The sequence below is a fragment of the Sorangium sp. So ce406 genome, assembly GCF_051474675.1.
Classification (GTDB): Bacteria; Myxococcota_A; Polyangia; order Polyangiales; family Polyangiaceae; genus Sorangium; species Sorangium cellulosum_G.
The window spans coordinates 80,885-102,426 of record NZ_CP150340.1 but is presented as its reverse complement, the minus strand read 5'-3'; the positions used below and the strand labels follow the sequence as shown (position 1 = coordinate 102,426).

Genomic DNA, 21,542 nt, shown 5'->3' with positions numbered 1-21,542 from the left:
TCCCCTATAGTGAGTGAGTGCTCACTCACTATAGGAATGCGGGCGTGGTTGGCAAGGCCACGCCGTCTCCCGCGGCCGTGCCCGCTCGGGGCGATTCATGCGAACGTCGCCGCATGGAAGAGGTCCGCGTGAACGTCTACATCCACGCCCCGGTCGAGCGCGTCTTCGACGCGGTGGCCGACCACGAGAGCTTCCTCCGCTCCGGGTCCAGCACCCACACCAAGGTCATCCGCCCGGGCCTCACCGAGCGCAACGGCCTCGGCGCCCTCCGCGAGGTGCGCGCCGGCAAGCGGATCCGCTACGTCGAGGAGATCACCGCCTTCGAGCGCCCCGCCTCCTTCGACTACCAGATCCTCGAGAGCACCCAGCCCCTCCGCCACCACGGCTCCCGCCTCCGCTTCACCCCGCGCGGCGACGGCACCGAGGTCGACTGGACCTCGCGCTTCGAGATCCCGCTCCCGCTCGTCGGCCGCGTGCTCGGGCCGCTCTCCCGGCAGATCTTCATCGCCGTCTTCACCGAGCTGCTGCTCGCCGAGAAGGCGCGGCTCGAGGCCTCGCCCCCCGGCAGCGCCGCCTGACGCCGCCCGTCCCGCCGCCCCGCCGCCCCGCCCGGCCGCCCTGCTCAGCCCCGCCCGGCCGCCCTGCTCAGCCCCGCCCGGCCGGCTGCCGTCCGGACCTCGCGATCGCGTCGATCGTCACCGCCGCGAGGAGCGCCGCGCCGGTGACCATGAACTTCACCGACGACGGCAGCGCCAGCAGGTCCATCCCGTTCGAGATCGATCCGATCAGCAGCGCCCCGGTCAGCGCCGACCACACGGTGCCTCGCCCCCCGAACAGGCTCGTCCCCCCGATCACGGCCGCCGCGATCGCGTTGAGCAGCACGTCGCCGCCCCCGGACGACTGGTTGACCGCGAGCAGCCGCGACGTGGCCAGGATGCCCCCCGCGGCCGCCAGCGCCCCGCACAGCGTGAACACGGCGACGCGGATCGCGTCCACGCGGATCCCCGCGCGCCGCGCCGCCTCCGCGTTGCCGCCCACCGCGAGGATGTGCCGCCCGAACCGGGTCCGCCGGAGCAGCAGGTCGAACCCGATCACGAAGCCGAGCAGCAGCAGCAGCGCGAGCGGCACCCCCCGGTCCGCGTTGAGCAGGCCGACAACGGCCGGCACGAGCGCGAGCACCCCCGCGACGCGCGCCGCCATGGCGCCCCTCGACAGCGGCGGGAGCCCGGCCCTGACCCGGCGCCGCAAGGTCATCGCCTGGCCGACGATCACCATCCCGACGCACACAGCGCCGAGCGCCCACCCGAGCGCGGGAGACAGGAACGTCCCCGCCAGCCCCGAGATGAGCGGATCATAGACGTTCACGGTGCCCGTCGTGCCGAGCACCCACAGCAAGGCGCCCTGCCACGCGAGGAGCCCCGCGAGCGTGACGACGAACGACGGCACCCGGAACCGCGTGAACCAGAGCCCCTGCGCGAGCCCGATCGCCGCGCCGGTCGCCACCCCGGCGAGCAGCGACAGCGCCGGGCTCACCCCGTGCTGCACGTTCAGGATCGCCATCACCGCGGCGCTCATCCCGCTCACCGCGCCGACCGAGAGGTCGATCTCGCCGAGCAGCAGGACCAGCACGATCCCCACGGAGATCGTCCCCATCGCGGCGATCTGCAGCACCAGGTTCGTGAGGTTGCGCGCCGAGAGGAAGTTCTCGTTCTGGGAAGCGAAGATGCCCCAGATGAGGACGAGCCCGAGGAGCACCGGCAGCGAGCTCGCGTCCCCCTGGCGCAGGCGCCGGGCGATCGCCGAGAGGCTGCCCGCCTCCGGCGGGGCGGGGGCCGCCATCTCGCCGGTCTGTCCCGAAACACCCATCACCCTGCCCTCCGTGGCTCCGCGACGTCTGCGCCCGTGATCCTGCCGACGACCTGCTCGCGCGAGGCGGCGCTCGTGGCAAACACGCCGGCGAGCTGGCCGAGGCGGAGCACGACGATGCGGTCCGAGACCTGGAAGACGTCGGCGAGGTTGTGGCTGATGACGAGGACGCCCAGCCCCTGCTGCTTGAGGCGCGTGATGAGCTCGAGGACCTGCCGGGTCTGGGCGACGCCGAGGGCGGCGGTGGGCTCATCGAGCATGACGAGCTTGGCCTCCCCCATGACCGCGCGCGCCACGGCCACGGACTGCCGCTGTCCGCCCGACAGCGCGGCGATCGGCGCGCGGACGACAGGGATGTTCACGTTGAGCGTCCTCAGCACCTGGAGCGCGCGCTGCTCCATGTGCTCTTCGTTCATGGTCCGCGAGACGGGGTCGATCTCCTCCCTGCCCAGGAACAGGTTCGCGACCACATCGAGGTTGTCGCACAGCGCGAGATCCTGATACACGGTCGCGATCCCGAGCCGCGAAGCGTCCTTGGGCCCTCGCAGCGCGACGGGCTGCCCGGCGAACCGCATCTCGCCGCCGTCGGGCGGGAAGATGCCCGCGATGGTCTTGATCAGGGTCGATTTGCCGGCCCCGTTGTCCCCGACGAGTGCCACGACCTCGCCCGGGAAGACCTCGAGGTCGACCCCCGAGAGGGCCTGGACCGCGCCGAACCGCTTCCTGATGCCGCGCAGTTCGAGGATCGGAGTTCGCTGCGCGGTGCTCATGGGCGCCCCGGGGAGCTCCGGACCTAGAGGATGCCCGCCGCCTTGCAGGCCTCGGCGTACTGGTTCGTGCAGATCTGCTCGCTCGACCAGAAGGCGTCGGCGATGACCGTGTCCTTCAGGTTCTCCCTGGTGACCGCGAGCGGCACGAGGAGCACCGAGGGGACCTCCTTCTTCCCGTTGTCGACCGTCTTGCCGCCGGTGATGTCGGTGGGCACGGGCTTGCCCGTGGCGAGGTGGTACGCGATCACCGCCGCGGCCTCCGCCTGCGGCTTGATCGCCTTGTACACTGTCATGTACTGCTCCCCGAGGAGGATCCGCTGGACGGCGGCGAGCTCGGCGTCCTGGCCCGTCACGGGCGGAAGGGGCTTGATGCCGGCGGCCTTCATCGCGGCGATCGCCCCGCCCGCGGTCCCGTCGTTGGCCGCGTACACGCCGTCGACCTGGTTGTTCAGCGCGGTGAGCGCCTGGGTCATCTGGTCCTGCGCCTTGTCGGGGCTCCAGTCCGGCGTGTCGTACTCCTTGACGATCTGGGCCTTGCCGTCGAGCGCGCTGTGCGCCCCCTTCTTGAACAGCATCCCGTTGTTGTCGGTCGCCGCCCCGTTGATCATCACCACGCGCGCGGTCGGCTTGTTGCCGAGCGCGGTGAGCAGCGACTCGCCCTGGAGCCTGCCCACGGACTCGTTGTCGAACGAGACGTAGTAGTCGATGGCGTCCGTCCCGGGGACGAGGCGGTCGTAGGCGATGACAGGCACCTTCTGGGCCTTGGCCTTGGTCGCGATCACGGCCGCCGAGGCGCTGTCGACCGCGTCGAGGACGAGCACGCGGGCGCCGTTGGTGAGCGCCGCCTCGGCCTGGGCCTGCTGCTGCGACGCGTCCTGGTTCGCGTTGCTCGCGAGGATCTGGCAGTCCGGACAGAGGGCCTTGATCTTGGCCTCGAAGAAGGGGCGGTCCTTGGACTCGTAACGCGCCGTCTTCGACTCCGGGAGGAGGAGGGCAATCTTGATCTCGGCCGGCTTGCTGGCCTTGTCGCCCGCGGCTGCGCCCTTGTCGCCCGCGGCTGCGCCCTTGTCGCCCGCGCCCTCTTGTTTCTGAGAGCACGAGGTCAAGACGAGGGCACTCAGGGCCCACGCGCCCAGTCGACCGCTGATCGCATTGGTCTTCATGAACTTTTCCCCTGAACGTGAACTGCCGCGGGCCCGACCTATACCCTCACTGGAGCTTGCCGTCCATAGCGGGGTGCCCGTGGAGGCATGACGCGTGCTGTCACCGCGGGTGTCGCCGGCGTCAGCGTCGGCGACATCGCCCCCGTCGACCCGAGAAATTTCTCGGCGTCGGCGCTACCGTACGGCGAGCTTCCGGGCGGCGGACTTCCCCGGTGAAAGAAGGGTGAATGGCCTCGATGCGAGAACCGAACTTCCAAGCGCACCATCTCCGGACCGTCTCGCGCCTCGTCGAGCGCTTGAGCGCGGACCCGTGCTCCGTGGCGATCATCATCGGCGGTTCGCAGGCGAAGGGCCTGGGGAAAGAGACGTCCGACGTCGACTTCTGCTGGGTTGTCACCGACGAGGAGCACGAGCGGCGTCGGGCGACCGGCGCGCTGGTCTACTGCGCCAGCGACGAAGGCCTCGTGGACTATCCAGGCGGGTACGTGGACGGCAAGATCGTCACCCACGACTTCCTCCGGAAGGTCCGTGACCGCGGCAGCGAGCCGGCGCGCGCGGCGTTCCTGGGCGCGATGGTCGCGTGGTCGCGGCGCCCGGAGATCGACAGGGTGGACGAGCTGGTGCGCGCGATCGCGACGTACCCGGAGCACGAGCGCGCTCACAAGATGCAGGGCTTCATCGCCCAGCTCGAGGCGATGCGCTATTACGTCGAGTCAGCCGAGCAGCACGACAACCGCTATCTCCTGAACTGGGCCGCGTGTCGCGCGGTCCTCTTCGGATACCGGCTGATCCTGGCGCACAACCGCATCCTGTATCCGTACCACAAGTGGGTGAGGGCCTTCGTGACGGACGCGCCCGAGAAGCCCGAGGATCTCCTCCGCCTCGCCGACGCGCTGATCGAGGCGCCGGGCAAGCGCACGGGCGAGGCGTTCTTCCAGGCGGTGCTCTCGTTTCGCGACTGGGATAGACCCGCCCAGTGGCAGACGCGCTTCATGGATGACTCCGAGCTCAACTGGCTCCACGCGCCGCCTCCGCTGGAAGACGCGTGAGGCGGACTCAGCGGACACCAGAGAGGGAGAAGCTCTCGATGTCGCCGGCAACGTCCGCGTAGCGCGAAACACACGCAAACTCGCGCCGAACTCAGGTGGCAAAGCGTTCTGGTACCAGCAGAAAGTTCCTACGCAAACCCCTTGCTGGTGCCAAGTGGATCTGGCTAAACTGCCGGTCTCAACTTCTTTCCGTTCGACCTTCGGACCTGGTCGGGCGCTCGCAGGAGTAATCAAGATGCGACCGATGCCGAGGTGTGCGTCTCTGCTCGGCCCTACGACGTCCATCACGCTCTCTGCCGTCTCCCTCCTGGTGCTCGCGGCGTGCGCCGAAGGCCAGAATCTGGAGGGCGAGAGCGCGGGTGGCGGGAACGTCGCCAGCTCCAGCTCGGTGGGGGTGACTTCCTCCAGCTCGGTGGGGGTGACCTCCTCCAGCTCGGGTAGCGCGGGCTCCACGGTGTCGACGACGAGCAGCTCCGCGACGAGCAGCTCCGCGAGCACCGGCGGCGACGGTGGGGCCGGGGGACTCGGCGGCGCCGGCGGGGCTGGAGGCGACGGCGGTGCCGATGTCACCAGCACCACGGCGAGCAGCTCGGTCAGCACCACGGCGAGCAGCTCGGTCAGCTCCACCACGGCGAGCAGCTCGGTCAGCTCCACCACGGCGAGCAGCTCGGTCAGCTCCACCACGGCGAGCAGCTCGGTCAGCTCCACCACGAGCGCGTCCAGCGGCGGCGGCGGTAGCGCCACGAGCACCACCACGAGCGCCTCCACCGGCGGCGGCCCCACGGGCGAGCTCGAGGTGCAGTATGCCGTCCGGGAGACCGCCGCCAGGGTCCAGGGCCTGTCGTTCAGGGTCCAGGTCAGGAACACCGGAGACGAGGCCATCGCCCTCAGCGACGTGACGATCCGCTACTGGTTCACGGCGGACGGCGCCACATCGGCGTTCGTGGGCGAATGTGATTTCACGCCGATCCCCGGCGGGTGCGCCGGCATCACCCCGACGTTCGCCACGACGTCTGGCACCGAGGCCGATCGCTACCTCGAGCTCAGCTTCTCCTCGGCCGCCGGCAACCTCGCCCCGGGCGCCACGTCAGGAGAGGTGCAGATCCGCATCCACAGCGCGACCTACGAAACCATGACGCAGACCAACGACTACTCCTTCGACGCGACGCTGACCGCCTTCGCGCCCTGGGAGCAGATGACCGCCTACCGCGACGGCGAGCTCGCCTGGGGCACAGAGCCGTAGCCCCCGCACCTGTCAGGCCGGGAACCGCTCGGCACGTCCCCGACGTTCGCCTCCCCGTTCTGACGTTCTCCTCCCCGGATCTCCTGGAATCTGGCCGCGCGCGCCTCCTCCACCGCGAGGGGGGCTGTCGTCGGGTTCGGCCGTATGGCCCACATCTCGCTTACCCGGTCGCCAGGCGTCGAAGCGCTGCGAGCTCCGGACAGGGAGTTCAGGGCCTATCCCTGGCCCGCCCGACCATGACATCTGGTTTTCCAGGGCGTGTCACGCGCCCGGCGCGCCCCCGCGCGCCCGGCGGTGCCCCGTGGCAGGCTGTCACGGCGCGCGCTCGCGCCACACCCTGCACACGCCCTCGCCCGTCCGAGGTCGCGGCCGTGTAACCAATTTTCCAGGCAATTACGTCCTGCCGTCGTTCACGAGGTCGTCCGCTCCGTCTGGAGACGGACAGCGCAGACGGCACCATCCTTGAATGGGATCCGCTCGGATCCCGATTTATGAACGCCACCGCGCTCGCATTCAATTCCCCTCCATCGTCCCACACCCGGCCATCGCCGGCCCCGACACCGAGCGAACCGCCGCGGAGCGGACCGCGGTTCGGCCTCGACGGGTTCGAGATGCTGAAGCGGCGGGCCGCCGACACGCCTGGCCTCATCAGCTTCGCCGGCGGGCTGCCCGCGCCGGGGGAGTTCCCGCGCTCGAAGCTCGCGGCTTCGTTCGTCCGCGCGCTCCAGACCCCGAGCTGCCCGGCGCTCCAGTACGGCTGGCCCGAGGGGGACGAGGACCTGCGCTCGTGGATCGCCGGGCAGCTCCGCCGGCGCGGCGCCAACGTCGCCCGGGACGACATCATCGTGACGAGCGGCGCGCAGCAGGCCGTGTCCCTCGCGGCGCAGATGGTCCGCGGGCCAGGCGCCAGGATCGGCGTCGACGCCGAGAGCTACCCCGGCGCGATCGATCTGTTCCAGGCGCTCGGCATGAACGTCGTCGACGACAGGAGCCACGCGGACGCCTATTACCTCATGCCCGCGATCTCGAACCCGCGCGGACGCAGGCTGTCGGCTCACGAGCGCGCAAAGGTCCTCTCGACGCTCCGCCCCATCATCGAGGACGACGCCTACGCCGATCTCTGCTTCGACGGCGCCGCCCCGCGCCCGCTCCTGGCCGAGGCGCCCGATCGCGTGTTCCACGTGGGGACCTTCTCGAAGACGCTGTGCCCCGGGCTGCGCGTCGGCTGGCTGGTGCCGCCGCGCGCGCTCCGGGCCGATGTCCTCAAGCTGAAGCAGGCCGCCGATCTGCAAGCCGCCAGCCTGCCGCAGGCCATCCTCGAGGACTACCTCCGCAACGAGGACTTCGATCAGCGGCTCGTGCGCCTGCGGGAGTTCTATGCACGCCGGGCCGCCCGCATGGAGCAGGCGCTCCGCCGGTACCTGCCCGGCTGGCGGTTCGAGGCGCCGGCCGGCGGATTCGCGATCTGGGTCGAGCCCGACGCCGAGCCGAACGAGGCGTTCTTCCTGGCCGCCGCCATCGAGCACGGCGTCGCCTTCGACCCGGGCTCGCTGTTCCGGGCGAGCGGCGCGGTCCGGCCGTTCGCCCTGCGCCTGTGCTTCTCGTCCGTGTCGCGCGACGAGGAGCTGGACGAGGGCGTGCGCCGCCTGGCGAGGTGCTGGGCCGAGGTGGCTTGACCTCCTCTCGGCGTCTTCCGTTTCTTCCCGGCCAATAAGCGTCCTCCGCGCGGGCGCCGCTCGGCCGGCGTGGACAACGCGGTCGCTCGCCCCAGAGATCGCCGGGGGACATGAGCACCGCACACCGCCGCTCGACGCTGGTCGGGAGGACCGCGCGACGCGCGCGGCTCGCGTGGATCACCCCGCTCCTCGCGGCGCTGGCGGCGCTCCTCGCGTCCGCGTCCCGCGCGCGCGCACGGGAGATCTTCTTCGATTACGGAGATCACGCGCGCGCCGAGGAGGCGCTCGAGTTCTCCGATATCCACCCTTCTCGCATCGTATATTCCGAGCTCGGTTGTCCGAGCCGCCCTGTGTGGCTCGAATTCGAGGCCGCGCGGGGAGATTCGCTGCTCGTGCAGCTCGGCACGCCGGCGATCGCCGCGCTCCGCCGCGAGCGCCCGTCGCTCGCGCTGCTCGGCCCCGGATTGCCGCGGGCGGCGGCGCTGCCCTTCGAGGCGCCCGCGGGCCGCGGCGCGCGGATCTTCACGACCGCGAGCGTGGGCGCCCCGACGGTGGTCCGCGATCCCTTGACCGAGGCCCGCTCCTGGCTCCTCCTCGAGCGGCGGATCGAGGTGCCGGAGAGCGGGCGCTATCACCTGGTCGCGTGGAGCCCCGAGGAGCGCCGCGTGCGGCTCTGGATCGCCGTCGGCGAGGAGCCGAGCGACGACACGAGCAACGTCGACGACCCCGTGGAGCGCGTGGCGGCGTTCCACCAGGGCTGGACGGCGCCCGACCTCGGCGCGCCGTGCGCGGCCACGAGCCTCCCGGCCCGCGCGAGGCCTCCTGCGCCCGCGGGCGGCGCCTCGACGGCGTCCTGCGCGCACGCCGCCGCCCCCGCGCGCGGCGCGCTGCCCGCCCTCGCGGCGGCGCTCGCCCTCGCGGCGGCGCGGCGTGCGCGGCGCCGCGGCCCGTCACGGCGGTGACCGGGCTGCCCGGGGGGCATCGCCGCGGGGGCGCTCGCTGGCCGCGGGGACGCTCACTGCTCGAGCGCGCCGCCCGGCTTGTGCGGGACGGGCGGGCGGCGCTCGAGCAGCTCCCGCGCCGCGGCGCGGACGACGGCGGGCACGTCCGGCGCCGCCACGAGCTGCATGAGCTCGGGCCGCAGCAGCAGACGCACCATGGGCACCGCGATCTCCGGCGGCGCGCCCGGGTTCTGCACGATCGCCATGCGCACCCGCGAGCGCTGGGGCCACTCCGGGTGCCGCGCGATCTCGGTCACGACCTCCGGGATCGCCGGGCGCCGCGCCGCGAGGCGGACGACGTCGTCCTCGGTGAGGCGCGGGTTCCCGAGCAGGTTGCGGATGACGAGCGGGTGCGGGTCCCGGAGCAGGGCGTCGAACGCGGCGCGCGTCGGCCGCCGCGCGAGCGCGCGCCGCTCGCCGAGCGTGAGCGCGCGGCCGGCGCCCGACGCGGCGACGTGGCGCTCGTCGGGCGCCGGCGACGTCGACTGCGCCTCGTGCCGCCGCGGCTTGCGGCGCAGGAGCCGCGACAGCGACAGGAGCGCGCCCGAGGCGGCGAGCTCGCGGAGCTGCTCGACGCGCTCGGAGAGCGCCGGATCGGCGAGGACCGGCACGGCGGCGCCGAGCACGTCGCGCGCGACGGGACTGGCCTGCTCCGCGTCGCGACAGAGGTCGTCGAGCGCGCGGGCGATGGAGGGGAGGTCGTCGCGCAGCAGCTCGCTCCGCACGTAGGCGACCCGCAGCCGGAGCTCCTTCAGGGAAGAGACGGCTCGCCTCCATCGCTCCGCCAGCGGATCCACGCGGTCAATCTAGCTCGCCGGCGCGCCGGCGAGGAGCGCGCCCGGCAGATCGCGGTGCGCGATGTTGGGGGGACGGTTATCCTGCGCCGCGCCAGAGGGGATGGTGTAAGCCGGATCCCCGATCGTTCACAGGGAGCGGCGCGCGCCGGTCCCGCCTGAAAGGGAGGAGTCGCATGTCCGAGAAGGTTTCATTCCCCGCGAAGAACGGGTCCTCGGCGACCGGCGAGATCGTCTGGCCGAAGCAGGCCGGCAAGGCGCCCGCCGTCGTCCTGATCCAGGAGTGGTGGGGCCTGAACGACCACATCCGCTCGCTGCTCGACCGCCTCGGCGCCGCGGGGTTCATCGCCCTCGCGCCCGACCTCTACCACGGCAAGATCACCAGCGACCCGGCCGAGGCCAACCGGCTCATGACCGAGCTCGACAAGCCCCGCGCCCTCGAGGAGATCGCCGGCGCGGCGCGCTTCCTCGCGGCGCACGAGCGGTCGAACGGCAAGGTGGGCGTCATCGGGTTCTGCATGGGCGGCGCGCTGAGCTTCGCCGCCGCGGCGACCGTCCCCGAGCTCGCGGCCGTGGTCCCCTTTTACGGCGTCCCGAGCCCTGCCCCCGACTACGCGCGCGTCAAGGCGCCGATCCTCGCCCATTTCGCCGCGCGCGACGCGTGGGCGACGCCGGCCGCCGCCGAGGCGATCCGGAAGGAGCTCACCGCGCGGGGCCAGTCCATGGAGCTCCACGTCTACGACGCCGACCACGCGTTCGCGAACGACACGCGCCCCGAGGTGTACAACCCCGACGCGGCCAAGATCGCCTGGGAACGGAGCATCGAGTTCCTGAAGCAGCAGCTCGGCTGAGCGCGCCGGCGCGGCCCTCGCCGGCTGGGCGCGCGCGGACGCCTCGCCGCCATTGCCTCCCCGGCTCGGCGCGCCGGGCCGGCGCCGCGCCGCCGCATCGGCCTTCTTTGCCGTCGCGCAACGAACCCTGATATACACGCTTACATGGCCCTCCCCCCGGTGCTCCCGGGCTCAACGCAGCAGGCGGAGTCGCCGATCGACCGAGCGCTCTCGCTCGCGCTCGCAGGAGAGCGCGACGCGGCGCTCCGATGGGCCGCGGCGCTGGTCCGCCACGATCCGACCATGCCGTCGGCGCTCTGCCTCTGCGGGCGCCTCCTCGGCGAGCTGAACCGGCACGAGACCGCGCGCGAGGCGTGCTCCACCGCGGTCGTCCGCGCGATCGACCTCGAGAACCTGCCGCTCGCCGTCGCGGCCGCGCGCGAGAGCGAGCGCTTCGGCGGCGATCCAGGGCCCGGGCTCGACCTCATCGCCGCGTCGTTCTGCAAGGACTCGCCGCGGCTCGGCGAGGGCGCGCCGCCGCCGCCGCCCCTGCCCACCGCGGAGGCGTTCCAGCCGCTCCCCGCCGTGCTCACCGGGGCGCTCCTGCTCAACAAGGCGACCGAGATCATCCACGACGCGACCCGCAGGCTCGCCGCCCAGGCCGACCACCCCGGCATCGCGCCCCAGCCGGTCTTCTCGGCCGTCGGGCGCGACGCGCTCCGCGCGCTCTGCGCGGCGTTCACGCCGGTCTGGGTGGCGGCGGGGACGACCGTCATCGAGCAGGGCGCGGCGCGCAGCGAGGCCTACTTCGTGGCGCGCGGCGAGCTCGAGGCGCGCCGCCGCCGCGGGAGCGAGGAGATCGTCCTCGCCCGGCTCACGAACGGCGCGATGTTCGGCGAGATGGCGCTCCTGTCGCGCGCCCCGCGCACCGGGAGCGTCGTCGCCACGCGGCCGTCCATCGTGCTCGAGGTGAAGCGCGACGCGATCGACGATATCGCGCAGCGCGAGCCCGAGGTCAGCGCCGAGCTCGCCGACTACTGCCGCGACCGCATGGTGGAGAACCTCGTCCGCATGAGCGACGTGCTCCGCGTCGTCCCGGAGGCCGACAGGCCCGTGCTCGTGAAGCGGTTCCGCACGCGGACGTTCGAGAAGAACGAGCGCCTGCTCGTCCAGGATGAGCGGCCCCCCGGCCTGTTCCTCATCGCCTCCGGCGAGGTCGCCGTGGTCCGGCGCGACGCCGCCGACGGCCCCCGCGGCGAGCCGCTCGTGCTCTCGACCCTCGGCCCCGGCGACGTCGCCGGCGAGATCGCCATGGTCCTGCGACGCGCGGCGAACGCGGACGTCATCGCCGTCCACCCCACCGTGGCGCTCTACCTGCCGTCCACCGAGTTCATGGGTCTGGTCGAGGATCACCCGGCCGTGCTGGCGCAACTCTACAAGCTCGCCGTCCAGCGCGACGACGAGACCACGAGCATCATGGCCGAGGAGGTCTCCGTGGCCGAGGACTTCGTGTTGATATAGAGTACCGCCCGGCCCGAAAGACCAGAAATGAACGACGGTTGCGCAGAGTTTTTGTTGTTGTTCCCCCTGTGCCGCTGTGGTTCAAACTCTCTCCTGCACGGCGTTTCAACCTGTTCGGTGCTCTAGCAGCGTCCTGAGAGCACGCGGCGCGTGGGCCGATTGACGCCTCGCGCTATACCTCGTAGACTTTCAGTCTATCTGTCGTTGTTGTTGAACAGCACTGAACAATCACCAGCGTAGGGTAGGCCACGCGCGCACACAGGTCCTGCGACAATGACGACGAACGCGTTCGGGCTGGAGGGGCAGGTGCTGGTCGGCCGGTATCGGCTGATCCGCCCTCTCAGCTCGGGCAGCATGGGCACCGTCTGGCGCGCGGACGATCTCACGCTCGGGTCGCCTGTCGCGATCAAGATGCTCGGCCCGCTGTACGCGAAGGACGAGGCGGTCCGCGCGCGCTTCTACCAGGAGGCGCAGGCGGCGGCGGTGCTCCGCAGCCCGAACGTCGTGCAGATCCTCGATCACGGCGTCGACAACGACGTCCCGTTCATCGCGATGGAGCTCCTCGAGGGCGAGGATCTCTCGCACCGGATCGAGCGCGTCGGCCCGCTCTCCCCGGCCGACACGGCGCGCATCTTCGCCGACGTCGCGCGCGCGGTGCGCAAGGCCCACGACGCCGGCATCGTCCACCGCGACCTCAAGCCCGAGAACATCTTCCTCGCCCGCGACGACGACCGCGAGGTGGCCAAGGTCCTCGATTTCGGCGTCGCGAAGACGCCCCTGTACGGCAACGAGGGCATGGGCACGCAGGCGGGCGTGCTGATCGGGACGCTCCCGTACATGAGCCCCGAGCAGGCCCAGGGCGCGTCCGTCGATTACCGGTCGGACCTGTGGGCGCTCGGCGTCATCGCCTTCGAATGCGTGTGCGGCCGGGCCGCGATCACGGCCGAGGCGCCTGGCGCGATGATCCTCGAGATATGCAGTGAGCCGCTGCCCGTCCCCTCGCGGGTCGCGCCCGGGCCCGTGCCGCCGGCGTTCGACGAGTGGTTCCTGCAGGCGTGCAGCCGCGATCCGGGCGCGCGCTTCCCGTCGGCCACCGCGATGGCCGACGCCCTGCGCGCCGCGCTCCTGCCGGGCGAGGCGCAGGAGGTCGGCAGGGCCTCGCTGGCGTCCGGCGTGCTCGCCGGGCCGGTCTCGGTCCCGCCCGCCTCGGCGCCGCCGGTCTCCGGCCCGCCGAGCGGCGACGCGGCCCCGCAGCCGAGCCTCGTCCTCGAGGAGGCCGAGGTCGACTGGAGGCCCCGCCGCACCGCGCCGGTCGCCGTCGCGCTCGGCCTCGCGGCCTCGGTCGTCGGCGTGTGGCTCTTCGTGGGCCGGGGCGCGCCGGACAGCGGCCGGGCCGCGCCCGAGCAGCCGCCCCGCGCGGAGTCGCCGCCGGTGGCGATCAACGCGCCGACGCCCGCCGCGCCGACGCCCGCGGCGCAGACGAATGACGGCCCCTCGGCCGAGGCGGCTCCCGCCAGGGAGGCGCCCGAGGTCGCGCGCTCCCCGGAGCCGAGCGGCGCGACCGCCGTGACGCCCGCGCGCGAGGAGGGCTCCGCGCGCGCTCGCGGCGCCCCCGCCCCCGATCCGGCCGCGACGTGGACGTCGCGCGCGCTGTCCGGCGCTTCAGCGCCCGCGCGGCAGGGCAAGGCTGCCTCCTCCGCGCAGCGGACCAGGACGCAGGGCGCGCCCGCGGGCTCGCCGCCGGCCGCCGGCACGGCGGCCTCCGCGGACAAGCGTCTCGGCTTCTGAGAAAGCGAATGAACGGTCGATCGAGGGCCCTTGGGACCGCAATCATCGCGCTCGCGCTCGCGCTCGCGGCGCCTTCGCGGGCCGCCGACGTCGACCCCGCCACCGTGAACGCCGCCCGGGCCCTCGCGGAAGAGGGCCTCGCCCTCTTCGACAAGGGCGACTACGCGGCGGCGCTCGACAAGCTGGGGCGCGCCGACGAGCTGATCCAGGCGCCCACCATCGGCCTGTATGCGGCGCGCTGCCTCGAGCGGCTCGGGCGGCTCATCGAGGCCTCCGAGCGCTACCTGCAGGTGAGCCGCATGCAGCTCGACGCCTCGGCCAGCGACGTGTTCAGGACGGCGGTCGCCGACGCCGAGAAGGCGTACAACGATCTCAAGCCGCGGATCCCGAAGCTCGCTGTCGGGGTGCGCGGCGCCCCGGAGCGCGAGGTGCAGATCACCATCGACGGCAAGGTGGTGCCGCCCGCGCTCGTGGGGGTCAGCCGGCCCGTCGATCCGGGCAAGCACGTCGTCGAGGGCGCGTGGGCTGGCCGCGTCGTCCGGCAGGAGATCGCGCTGCCCGAGCGCAACGAGTCGGCGGTCACGCTCGAGTTCCCCGGCGTCCCCCCGAAGCCCCCTGCTGTCGTCCCGCGGCCCGCCCGCGCCGCGCCGGACACCGCGCAGCGCGTGTTCGGCTGGACCGCTGTCGGCGCGGGCGCGGCCGGGCTCGTCGTCGGGGGCATCACGTTCGGCGTCGCCAGCGCGCTGCGGGGCGATCTGATCGATCTCGGATGCTCCCGGCGGGTCGAGTGCCCTGACACGCCGCAGACGCGCGACAAGCTGGACTCGTACAACAGCGTGCGCCTCGTCCCCGCGCCGTCGCTCATCGTGGGCGGCGTGCTCGCCGCGGGCGGCGTCGCGCTGCTCCTCACCGTGCCGTCCGCGTCCTCGGCGCCGAAGCCCGGCGGCGCGGCGGCCCGTGCGTGGATATCGCCGTGGGGCGCGGGGATCGCGGGGGTCTTCTGATGGAACGCAGCGGTTTGCTGATCGTTTGCGGCGCGCTCGGCGCGGCGGGCGCGCTGGTCGGGTGCTTCGACAAGGGCGTCCTCCTGGCGAACACCGGCGGCGGAGGCACCGCCGCGCAAGGCGGCGGGGGCGGCGCGGGCGGCGCGGGCGGCGCAGGCGCCGAGGGCGGCGCGGGCGGCGTCGGCGGCCAGGGCGGCGCGCCGTCGACCTCGTCCGAGGGCGGCGGGGGCTGCGAGCCCTGCTATGAGGGCCCGGCCGGGACCGAGGGAGTCGGCGCGTGCAAGGGCGGCTGTCGACAGGGCGGCACGTGCGAGCGTCAGGTGGTCCCCGGGGCCGAGGACTGCGCGACGCCGGAGGACGAGACGTGCGACGGCGGCAGCGGCACGTGCGACGGAGCGCCCACGTGGAGCGTCCAGATCGGAGGCAGCGGCGAGCAGCGCGGCCTCGACGTCACGTTCGACGGCGGGGGGAACATCCTTGTCGCCGGCAGCTTCTCCGGGCGGACGGACTTCGCCAATAGCCTCGGCTCGACCGACGGCTTCGTCGTGAAGCTCACGCCCGAGCGCGGCCAGAGGGACTGGCCCATGGTGTTCGGCGGGTCGGGCACGGATCTCTGCAGCGCGGTGGCGCGCGACCGGAACGACAACGTGATCGTGGCCGGTCATTTCGAGGGCACCGTCAACTTCGACGGGACGACGTTCACCAGCCAGGGCAGCGACGTGTTCGTGGCGAAGCTCGACCCGGGCGGCACCCTGCTCTGGATCAAGCGCATCAGCGGCCCGAACTCCGATAACGCGTACGGGGTCGCGGTGGACTCGGAGAACAACATCTTCGTCGCGGGTATGTTCTCCAACTCGGCGAACGTGCTGGATGAGACGACGATGAGCGGCGGCGGCGGAGAGGACATCTTCGTCGTGAAGATCGACGCGGAGGGCCACCACGTCTGGAACAGCCATTTCGGCGACACGAGCCCTCAGGCCGCGCTCGACGTGGCCGTCACGCCCGACGACAACGTGGTCGTGGCCGGCCGTGTGGCCGGCACGGTGCGGTTCGGACAGGACGTCTATGTCGCGACGAGCCACGACGCCTTCGTGGCGAAGCTCGACGGGACGACGGGCGTGCCGCTGTGGTCCAGGGGCTTCGGCGATACAATGGATCAGGAGTTCACGAGCGTCGCGGTGGGCAAGGACGGGAACATCGCCGTCGCGGGAAACACGAAGGGGGAGATCCGCGTCGGCGGATTGCCCCTGCCCTACGGCGGAGAGACCGACGTGGTCGTCGCGGCCTTCAGGGGCGACGGCACGCACCTCTGGAGCCATACCTACGGCGACGGGGAGGATCAGCGAGCGCTCGGGGTGGCGGTCGACCAGGCGGGCAACGTCCTCCTGGTCGGAGACTTCGAGAGCAGGATCGATTTCAAGAAGCGGCTCCTCACGTCGAACGGCGGCTTCGACGCCTTCGTGGCGAAGCTCGCGCCGGCCGACGGCGAGACGCTCTGGGCGACGTCGTTCGGCGACGGAGGGGAGCAGCGCGCCGCGGCCGTCGCCGTGGACCCGCTGGGGAACATCGCGTTGACCGGCAACTTCAGCGGCAGCATCGATCTCGGGGGCGATCCCCTGACGAGCGTCACGGGCCAGGACGCGCTCGTCGCCAGGCTGCAGCCCTGACGTCCACGCCGCGCCGAGCGCGCCGCGCCGGCCCGCGATCGCGCCCGGATGTCGCGCGCGCGGCTGCCGAGCGGCTCGCCGCTGCGACGCACACGCGGGCCAGGTGCGATAGAAGGTTCAGCTAGGAAAACGCCATCAGGCCAATCCCGAACAATCATTGTGCTGCTGTCCGAGAGAGGCTTTCGCGTGAAGCGATGACCCGGCTCGGAGGCGATGCGCTGAGAGAGATGCATTGTGCCTCATCGAGCATCAGCGGATCTCCATCGCTGTTCGGTCAACAGGCACAGTGGATCAATACGCCGAGCAGGGGCAGGACATCGGTTGGACCAGGGGAACACAACGCAGTCCGGGTGAGCGCTCCGTGTACCAGCACGATTGATCCACCCGGATCAACCGCGACTCGCTCCCTCCACCGCGGCTCGCCGCTCGAGCGCCGCAAACGCCGCGCCCCGACGCTGCGCTCGCTCGCCGGAGCGTGAACGTTCACGAATGGCGGGTTCGTCGCACCTGGCACCACACTTGCCTCGCGAGGGGTCGCTCACGGAGGAAGAGGAGGAGGTCTCGCGCGATGATCAACAACCAAGACGGCCCGGGAGCGCGTTACTACCAACATGCGCCCCCCAGCATCGCGCCGGTGGCGGCGAGCGTGCCGCCCATGTCGATGACGGGGGACCTGGATCGCGAGCTCGAGGCGCTCGCCCAGGGGGTGCGGCAGAAGCGGCGGAATCGGCTCGTGTTCGGGATGGGGCTGATCATGGCGGCCGCGGCGGCGGTGGCGGTCACCACCTTCGCGGGCAAGGTCCAGCAGGCCGAGGCCGCCCAGGCCGAGGCGGTGGCCGCCCGCATCGCCGAGCAGGACCGGATCGCGCAGCTCAACCTCGATATCGAGGAGCGCAACAAGAAGATCTCCGAGCTGACCCTCGCGCTCGAGACCGCCAAGAGCGACGCGGAGAAGGCGCAGAAGGCGTTCGCCGCGTACAAGGCCGCGGAGGAGGCGAAGGCCGCCGGCGGGGATGAGGAGCAGGAGGTCGACGCGAAGGCGTCGAAGCTCCCGCTCCCGGCGAAGGCCGTCGGGGTCAAGCGCGGCCGGGCGGCGATGGCGGCGGCCACGCGGGGCGCCCGCGCAGGGGCGTCGGCGAAGAAGGCCGGCAAGTGCGTGTGCAAGCAGGGCGACCCGCTCTGCGGCTGCCTGTGAGCCCTGGCTCGCGGCTCATCCTCTCCAGACGAAACTGACAGGACGGAGGCGCCGGCGAGGCCCGCGCGGCGAGGGCCGCGCGGCCGGACCGGGGAAGCGGCGCGCGGCCGAGGCGCGCCGCGCGGGGAGCGCGGCGCCTCGGCCGAGGCTCACGGCACGTTCGCCGCGCCGGGCGTCATGGTCGCGGAGAAGGCCCAGTCCGAGGCGGCCTCGTTCGTGTCCGTCCCGTTGGGCAGGCGGCAGAGAGAGCCGGGCATGGCAGCCGAGTTGCTGTCCGCCACCGAAACCGGCAGGAAGGTGCCCTCGACGAGGCTCACGGTGGTGCCCTCGATCGCGACAGCGGTGATGGCCCCCTCGTAGGAGAGCGCGTCGATCAGGCTCCCCGTGGCGGTGTTCATGAGCGCGATCCCGTCGGGGGCCCCGTTCTGCACCCGGTCGGTCTGCCCGCCGTCGAAATCGATCTTCAGCGCGCCTTCCGGCACCGCGACGGCCGTGCTGCCGACGACGAGGTACTGGCCCGCCGCGAGCGTCCCGGCAGGGCCCAGGTCGAACGTCTCGTAGACGGCGTTGCCGTTCCCGTTGACCAGCACGAGCGCGTGACCGGCGAGGTCCACCGGCGCGCCGGTGCCGTTGTAGATCTCGATGAACTCGGCCCCGTCGGTCATCGCCTGATCGTAGTCGACCTCGTTGATCACGAGCCCTCCCGTGGCCGTCACGGTCCCGACCGTGGCGGTGAGCGAGCTCGATCCGAGCGTCGCGGTCACCGTGGCGCCGGCCGCCGAGCCGCCGTCCACGTAGTCGAACGTGGCGCTCTGCTGCCCGCCCGGGACCGTGACCGATGCAGGGAGGGTGCCAGCGTCCGCCGGGTCGAGCGCGAGCTCCACGAGGGTGCCCCCCGGCGGCGCCGGGATGTCGAGCGTCACGGTGAACGACACCGTGCCGCCGGGCGCCACCTCGGCCGAGGCAGGCTCGAGCGAGGCCAGCGCCGGCTCCTCGGCCGGGTCGAGGACGCGCACCGTCGCGGTCAGGCTCCCGTCGCCGAGCGTGGCCGTGAGCGTCACCGCCTCGGCCGCCGCCACGCCGTCGAGCAGCACGGGGGCGCTCACGGCGCCCGCGGGCACGGTCACGCCGCCGCCCACCACCACGAGCGCCGGATCCTCCGACGCCACCGCCACGAACGTGTCGGCCGGCGCAGGCCAGGAGAGCGTCACCGCGAGCGGCTCCGGCAGAGCCGGCGCGGCGGCCTGTCCGACGTACGCGAACGACGCCGCCGGCCCGAACGCCGCGAGACGTGGAGGGCCCAAGACCAGGTCCTCGGCGCCGCGCGGCTCCACCTTCGAGTTGTCGTTGCGGAACGTGAGAATGCCGCGGATCCGCGCGAATTCGTGGCCGACAGCGGGGAACGGCGCCGCCCTGTACAGGAGGTCGTCCACGCGCAGATCGCCCGCGACGATGAACTCGTAGTACATGGCGTCGAGCCCGATCACGGCGACGTCCTCCACCTCGACCAGGACCCCCTCGAGCTCGGCCGCGCGCGGGCCGCCGGTGGCGATGTCCGCCGGCGCGACGCGCTCGGGCGCCGGCGGCGCCTCCCCGAGCGACGCGACCACCTCGGTCACCGCGGAGCCGAGCTGGATCTGGCCGTAGAAGGTCGAGACCACCGCGCTCGTGATCCGCACGCGATCGCCCACCTTCACGGCGTTCTCCGGGCTGTACACGTAGACGCCCGAGTAAGCCGCCGCCGTGTAGCCCGGATCGCCCGGCTTCACCTGCACGAAGAAGCCGCTGCCGTGCCGCCCGGTCACGAGGGCGTTCTGCAGGGCCACCGTCGCGCCCTCGGCGACCGTGCCGTTCTTGATGTCGTAGATCGACACCGTGCAGCCCCGCGCCCCCGGGTTCGCCTCCGCCGGGCAGGCGTCGCACGGGTCGCCCTTGCCGTCGCCGTCCATGTCGGCCTGCTCGGCGTTCTGGCGGCCAGGGCAGTTGTCCGCCTCGTTCAGCACGCCGTCGTTGTCGCTGTCGTCCGGGTTCAGCTCCGAGCAGACCTCGCTGCCCGCGTCGAGCGGGCACGCGTCGCAGGCGTCGCCCTCGCCGTCGCCGTCGAAGTCGGCCTGGGCCCCGTCGTCGAGCGGCCGGACGGGGTTGAAGACGCCGGGGCAGTTGTCCGCGTCGTTGGCGATGCCGTCGCCGTCGCGATCGTCGTCCGTCGGCTCCCCGGTGTACACGGTCGAGCCGTTCACCGAGGCGTTCACGGGCGCGGTCGCGGCCCGGGACGGCGTGCACAGCGGCTCGCGCTCGGGCTCGCCGCAGAAGAAGGCCGGGTAGATCTCGCCCGCCGCCTCCTCGAGCTCCGCCAGCGTCATCCCGATCTCGTCCTGCAGGCAGACCTGCTTGGAGGCGCCGCACACATCGAGCGCGTCGCACGCCTCCTCGCCCCTGACCGCGGACACGACGGCCGCGTCGCCGTAGAGGACCTTCCCGCCGCGCATCACGAGGACGACGTCCTGCGGCTCGGCCGCGACGATCGCGCGGTGGCCGTCGCGCTCTGCGCCGTCGAAGATCGCGATGTCCGCGACCTTTCCCGCGGCGAGCGCGCCGATCGCGTCGTCCGTGGCGGTGATCGCGGCGGCGTTCCCGGTCACCATCGTCCACAGCTCCTCGTCGGTGAAGAAGCCGTCGTAGTACGTCTCGTTGAGCGACGCCGCGCACCGGAGCTCGCGCAGGAGGTTCATCGAGCCGGTCGCGATCCAGTCGGTGCCCAGCGCGATCTGCACCCCGAGGCGGGAGGCCGCGGTGACGACCGCGGTGTCGCCGTAGAGGGTGATGTTGGAGCGCGGAGACCAGATGAGCGCCGTGCCGTTCACCGCCATGGCCGCGTAATCGAGCGCGGTCAGGCCGATGCCGTGGATGTACGCGCTCTGCGGCAGCAGCACGTCGTTCGGCGCGGTCTGCAGACAGACGAACTCGTTGCGCGCCGACGCCTCGATCCCCTCGGCGACGTGCGGGCAATAGGCGTCCTCTCCCGCGATGTCCTCCCGCGTCACCATGCCGCCCGAGTACCCGCAGCCGCTCGCGAGCTCGCGGCCGCTCGAGTCGTCGAGCGGGAAGGTGTCGAAGTTGACCGGCTTCTGTCCCAGGCCTTCCTGGTCGGCCCGGTCCAGGTTCCGGAGCAGCCCGGTCGCGCTCCCGGCGCCGACGATCGACGTGGCGCCGCCCATCAGGAAGCGGAGCTCGCCCCACCGGATCTGCGCCTGGTTGGCCGAGCCGGGGGTGTCGATCGACGTGTGCTCGTTGTTGCCGGTGCGCCAGTCGTGCCGGTGCTCGTAGCGCTCCTCGGTCGGCGTATACGGGCTGTTCTGCGTGAACGTGATGTGGTCGTGCGTGTTGATCAGCGCCGGGGAGACGACGCCGCTCGGACACGTGATCTCCGTCGCGCCCGCCGCCTCGCAGTCGCAGCCGACGCACGCGATCTCCCCTCGCTCGTCGACGAGCACCCGCCCGCCGCGGAGCACCGTGCCCGGCGTGAGCACGACGCCCCGGATCAGCGTGGCGCCCGCGCCGGGGACGACCTCGCACGTCCCCTCCCCGAGCGGCGCCAGCTCCTCGCACACGATCTCCCGGGGCGGCGTCTTCGTGCAGTCGCCCTCGCAGCCGTCCCCCCCCGCCACGTTCCCGTCGTCGCATTGCTCGCCCGGGTCGAGCGCGCCGTCGCCGCAGCGCGGGGGCACCTCGATCTGGCACTCCGCCGAGCAGCCGTCGCCGTCCGCCGTGTTGTCGTCGTCGCATTGCTCGCCCGGGTCGAGCGCGCCGTCGCCGCAGCCGAACTTCGGCGACTCCTCGAGCTGGCATGTCGGCGAGCAGCCGTCGCCGTCCGCCGTATTGCCGTCGTCGCACACCTCCCCCGCGTCGACCACGCCGTCGCCGCATATACCGGAAGGGTATTGCCCCCCGCCGTCGTCCCCGCAGCCATTGAAG

Annotated in this window: 16 protein-coding genes; 11 read left to right on the top strand and 5 right to left on the bottom strand. The window is 72.4% G+C overall.

What is annotated here, in order from left to right:
* Window positions 1-113: 113 nt before the first annotated feature.
* Window positions 114-578, top strand: a complete 465-nt coding sequence (locus tag WME96_RS00380; protein WP_437288202.1) for an SRPBCC family protein — start codon at window positions 114-116, stop codon at window positions 576-578.
* Window positions 579-645: 67 nt separating this feature from the next.
* Here the strand turns inward: WME96_RS00380 and WME96_RS00375 are convergent, their stop codons facing one another.
* Genes WME96_RS00375 through WME96_RS00365 form a run of 3 tightly spaced genes read right to left on the bottom strand, consistent with a single transcriptional unit; the run spans window position 646 to window position 3,799 of the window.
* The gene (locus WME96_RS00375) at window positions 646-1,866 is read right to left on the bottom strand and encodes a sugar ABC transporter permease (protein ID WP_437288201.1); all 1,221 of its coding nucleotides are present in this window, start codon (window positions 1,864-1,866) and stop codon (window positions 646-648) included.
* Window positions 1,866-2,636: an ATP-binding cassette domain-containing protein gene (locus tag WME96_RS00370; RefSeq protein WP_437288200.1), complete on the bottom strand. Its 771-nt coding sequence runs from the start codon at window positions 2,634-2,636 to the stop codon at window positions 1,866-1,868. The genes WME96_RS00375 and WME96_RS00370 overlap by 1 nt, the downstream gene beginning before the upstream one ends.
* Before the next feature lie 23 nt (window positions 2,637-2,659).
* Entirely contained in the window at window positions 2,660-3,799 is a 1,140-nt protein-coding gene (locus tag WME96_RS00365) for a sugar ABC transporter substrate-binding protein (RefSeq protein WP_437288199.1), read from the bottom strand.
* A 227-nt stretch (window positions 3,800-4,026) separates the two neighbouring features.
* On the opposite strand from WME96_RS00365, the gene WME96_RS00360 reads away from it, so the two are divergent.
* The 4 genes from WME96_RS00360 (at window position 4,027) to WME96_RS00345 (ending at window position 8,729) form a co-directional block, all read left to right on the top strand.
* A complete protein-coding gene (locus tag WME96_RS00360) occupies window positions 4,027-4,848 on the top strand; it encodes a nucleotidyltransferase domain-containing protein (protein WP_437288198.1) in 822 nt (273 codons plus the stop codon).
* 244 nt (window positions 4,849-5,092) lie between these two features.
* Window positions 5,093-6,091 (top strand): cellulose binding domain-containing protein, encoded by a 999-nt coding sequence (locus tag WME96_RS00355; RefSeq protein ID WP_437288197.1) that lies wholly within the window; start codon window positions 5,093-5,095, stop codon window positions 6,089-6,091.
* Between the two features lie 611 nt (window positions 6,092-6,702).
* The gene (locus tag WME96_RS00350; RefSeq protein ID WP_437288196.1) at window positions 6,703-7,767 is read left to right on the top strand and encodes a PLP-dependent aminotransferase family protein; all 1,065 of its coding nucleotides are present in this window, start codon (window positions 6,703-6,705) and stop codon (window positions 7,765-7,767) included.
* Window positions 7,768-7,877: 110 nt separating this feature from the next.
* Window positions 7,878-8,729, top strand: a complete 852-nt coding sequence (locus tag WME96_RS00345; protein WP_437288195.1) for a hypothetical protein — start codon at window positions 7,878-7,880, stop codon at window positions 8,727-8,729.
* A 53-nt stretch (window positions 8,730-8,782) separates the two neighbouring features.
* Here the strand turns inward: WME96_RS00345 and WME96_RS00340 are convergent, their stop codons facing one another.
* The gene (locus WME96_RS00340; protein ID WP_437288194.1) at window positions 8,783-9,565 is read right to left on the bottom strand and encodes a hypothetical protein; all 783 of its coding nucleotides are present in this window, start codon (window positions 9,563-9,565) and stop codon (window positions 8,783-8,785) included.
* Window positions 9,566-9,738: 173 nt separating this feature from the next.
* Here WME96_RS00340 and WME96_RS00335 point away from each other — a divergent pair, with 173 nt between their 5' ends.
* The 6 genes from WME96_RS00335 (at window position 9,739) to WME96_RS00310 (ending at window position 17,567) form a co-directional block, all read left to right on the top strand.
* Entirely contained in the window at window positions 9,739-10,413 is a 675-nt protein-coding gene (locus WME96_RS00335) for a dienelactone hydrolase family protein (protein ID WP_437288193.1), read from the top strand.
* A gap of 144 nt (window positions 10,414-10,557) precedes the next feature.
* Window positions 10,558-11,913, top strand: coding sequence for a cyclic nucleotide-binding domain-containing protein (locus WME96_RS00330; RefSeq protein WP_437288192.1), 1,356 nt, complete (start codon window positions 10,558-10,560; stop codon window positions 11,911-11,913).
* Window positions 11,914-12,186: 273 nt separating this feature from the next.
* Window positions 12,187-13,701 (top strand): protein kinase domain-containing protein, encoded by a 1,515-nt coding sequence (locus tag WME96_RS00325; RefSeq protein ID WP_437288191.1) that lies wholly within the window; start codon window positions 12,187-12,189, stop codon window positions 13,699-13,701.
* Between the two features lie 8 nt (window positions 13,702-13,709).
* Window positions 13,710-14,705, top strand: a complete 996-nt coding sequence (locus WME96_RS00320; RefSeq protein WP_437288190.1) for a tetratricopeptide repeat protein — start codon at window positions 13,710-13,712, stop codon at window positions 14,703-14,705.
* Complete coding sequence (locus WME96_RS00315; protein ID WP_437288189.1) at window positions 14,705-16,372, top strand: SBBP repeat-containing protein; 1,668 nt, start codon at window positions 14,705-14,707, stop codon at window positions 16,370-16,372. Before WME96_RS00320 ends, WME96_RS00315 begins: the two co-directional genes overlap by 1 nt.
* Window positions 16,373-16,940: 568 nt before the next feature.
* On the top strand, window positions 16,941-17,567 hold the full coding sequence (locus tag WME96_RS00310; RefSeq protein WP_437288188.1) for a hypothetical protein: 627 nt from the start codon (window positions 16,941-16,943) through the stop codon (window positions 17,565-17,567).
* A 149-nt stretch (window positions 17,568-17,716) separates the two neighbouring features.
* Here the strand turns inward: WME96_RS00310 and WME96_RS00305 are convergent, their stop codons facing one another.
* Window positions 17,717-21,481: a lamin tail domain-containing protein gene (locus tag WME96_RS00305; RefSeq protein WP_437288187.1), complete on the bottom strand. Its 3,765-nt coding sequence runs from the start codon at window positions 21,479-21,481 to the stop codon at window positions 17,717-17,719.
* Between the last annotated feature and the right edge of the window lie 61 nt (window positions 21,482-21,542).

Excerpts from the sequence above, each read along its gene's own strand:
- WME96_RS00365 (WP_437288199.1), bottom strand. The coding sequence starts at position 3,799 with ATGAAGACCAATGCGATCAGCGGTCGACTGGGCGCGTGGGCCCTGAGT.
- WME96_RS00350 (WP_437288196.1), top strand. The coding sequence starts at position 6,703 with ATGCTGAAGCGGCGGGCCGCCGACACGCCTGGCCTCATCAGCTTCGCC.
- WME96_RS00335 (WP_437288193.1), top strand. The coding sequence starts at position 9,739 with ATGTCCGAGAAGGTTTCATTCCCCGCGAAGAACGGGTCCTCGGCGACC.
- WME96_RS00380 (WP_437288202.1), top strand. The coding sequence starts at position 114 with ATGGAAGAGGTCCGCGTGAACGTCTACATCCACGCCCCGGTCGAGCGC.
- WME96_RS00315 (WP_437288189.1), top strand. The coding sequence starts at position 14,705 with ATGGAACGCAGCGGTTTGCTGATCGTTTGCGGCGCGCTCGGCGCGGCG.
- WME96_RS00375 (WP_437288201.1), bottom strand. The coding sequence starts at position 1,866 with ATGGGTGTTTCGGGACAGACCGGCGAGATGGCGGCCCCCGCCCCGCCG.
- WME96_RS00355 (WP_437288197.1), top strand. The coding sequence starts at position 5,093 with ATGCCGAGGTGTGCGTCTCTGCTCGGCCCTACGACGTCCATCACGCTC.
- WME96_RS00330 (WP_437288192.1), top strand. The coding sequence starts at position 10,558 with ATGGCCCTCCCCCCGGTGCTCCCGGGCTCAACGCAGCAGGCGGAGTCG.
- WME96_RS00370 (WP_437288200.1), bottom strand. The coding sequence starts at position 2,636 with ATGAGCACCGCGCAGCGAACTCCGATCCTCGAACTGCGCGGCATCAGG.
- WME96_RS00320 (WP_437288190.1), top strand. The coding sequence starts at position 13,710 with ATGAACGGTCGATCGAGGGCCCTTGGGACCGCAATCATCGCGCTCGCG.
- WME96_RS00325 (WP_437288191.1), top strand. The coding sequence starts at position 12,187 with ATGACGACGAACGCGTTCGGGCTGGAGGGGCAGGTGCTGGTCGGCCGG.
- WME96_RS00310 (WP_437288188.1), top strand. The coding sequence starts at position 16,941 with ATGATCAACAACCAAGACGGCCCGGGAGCGCGTTACTACCAACATGCG.
- WME96_RS00345 (WP_437288195.1), top strand. The coding sequence starts at position 7,878 with ATGAGCACCGCACACCGCCGCTCGACGCTGGTCGGGAGGACCGCGCGA.
- WME96_RS00360 (WP_437288198.1), top strand. The coding sequence starts at position 4,027 with ATGGCCTCGATGCGAGAACCGAACTTCCAAGCGCACCATCTCCGGACC.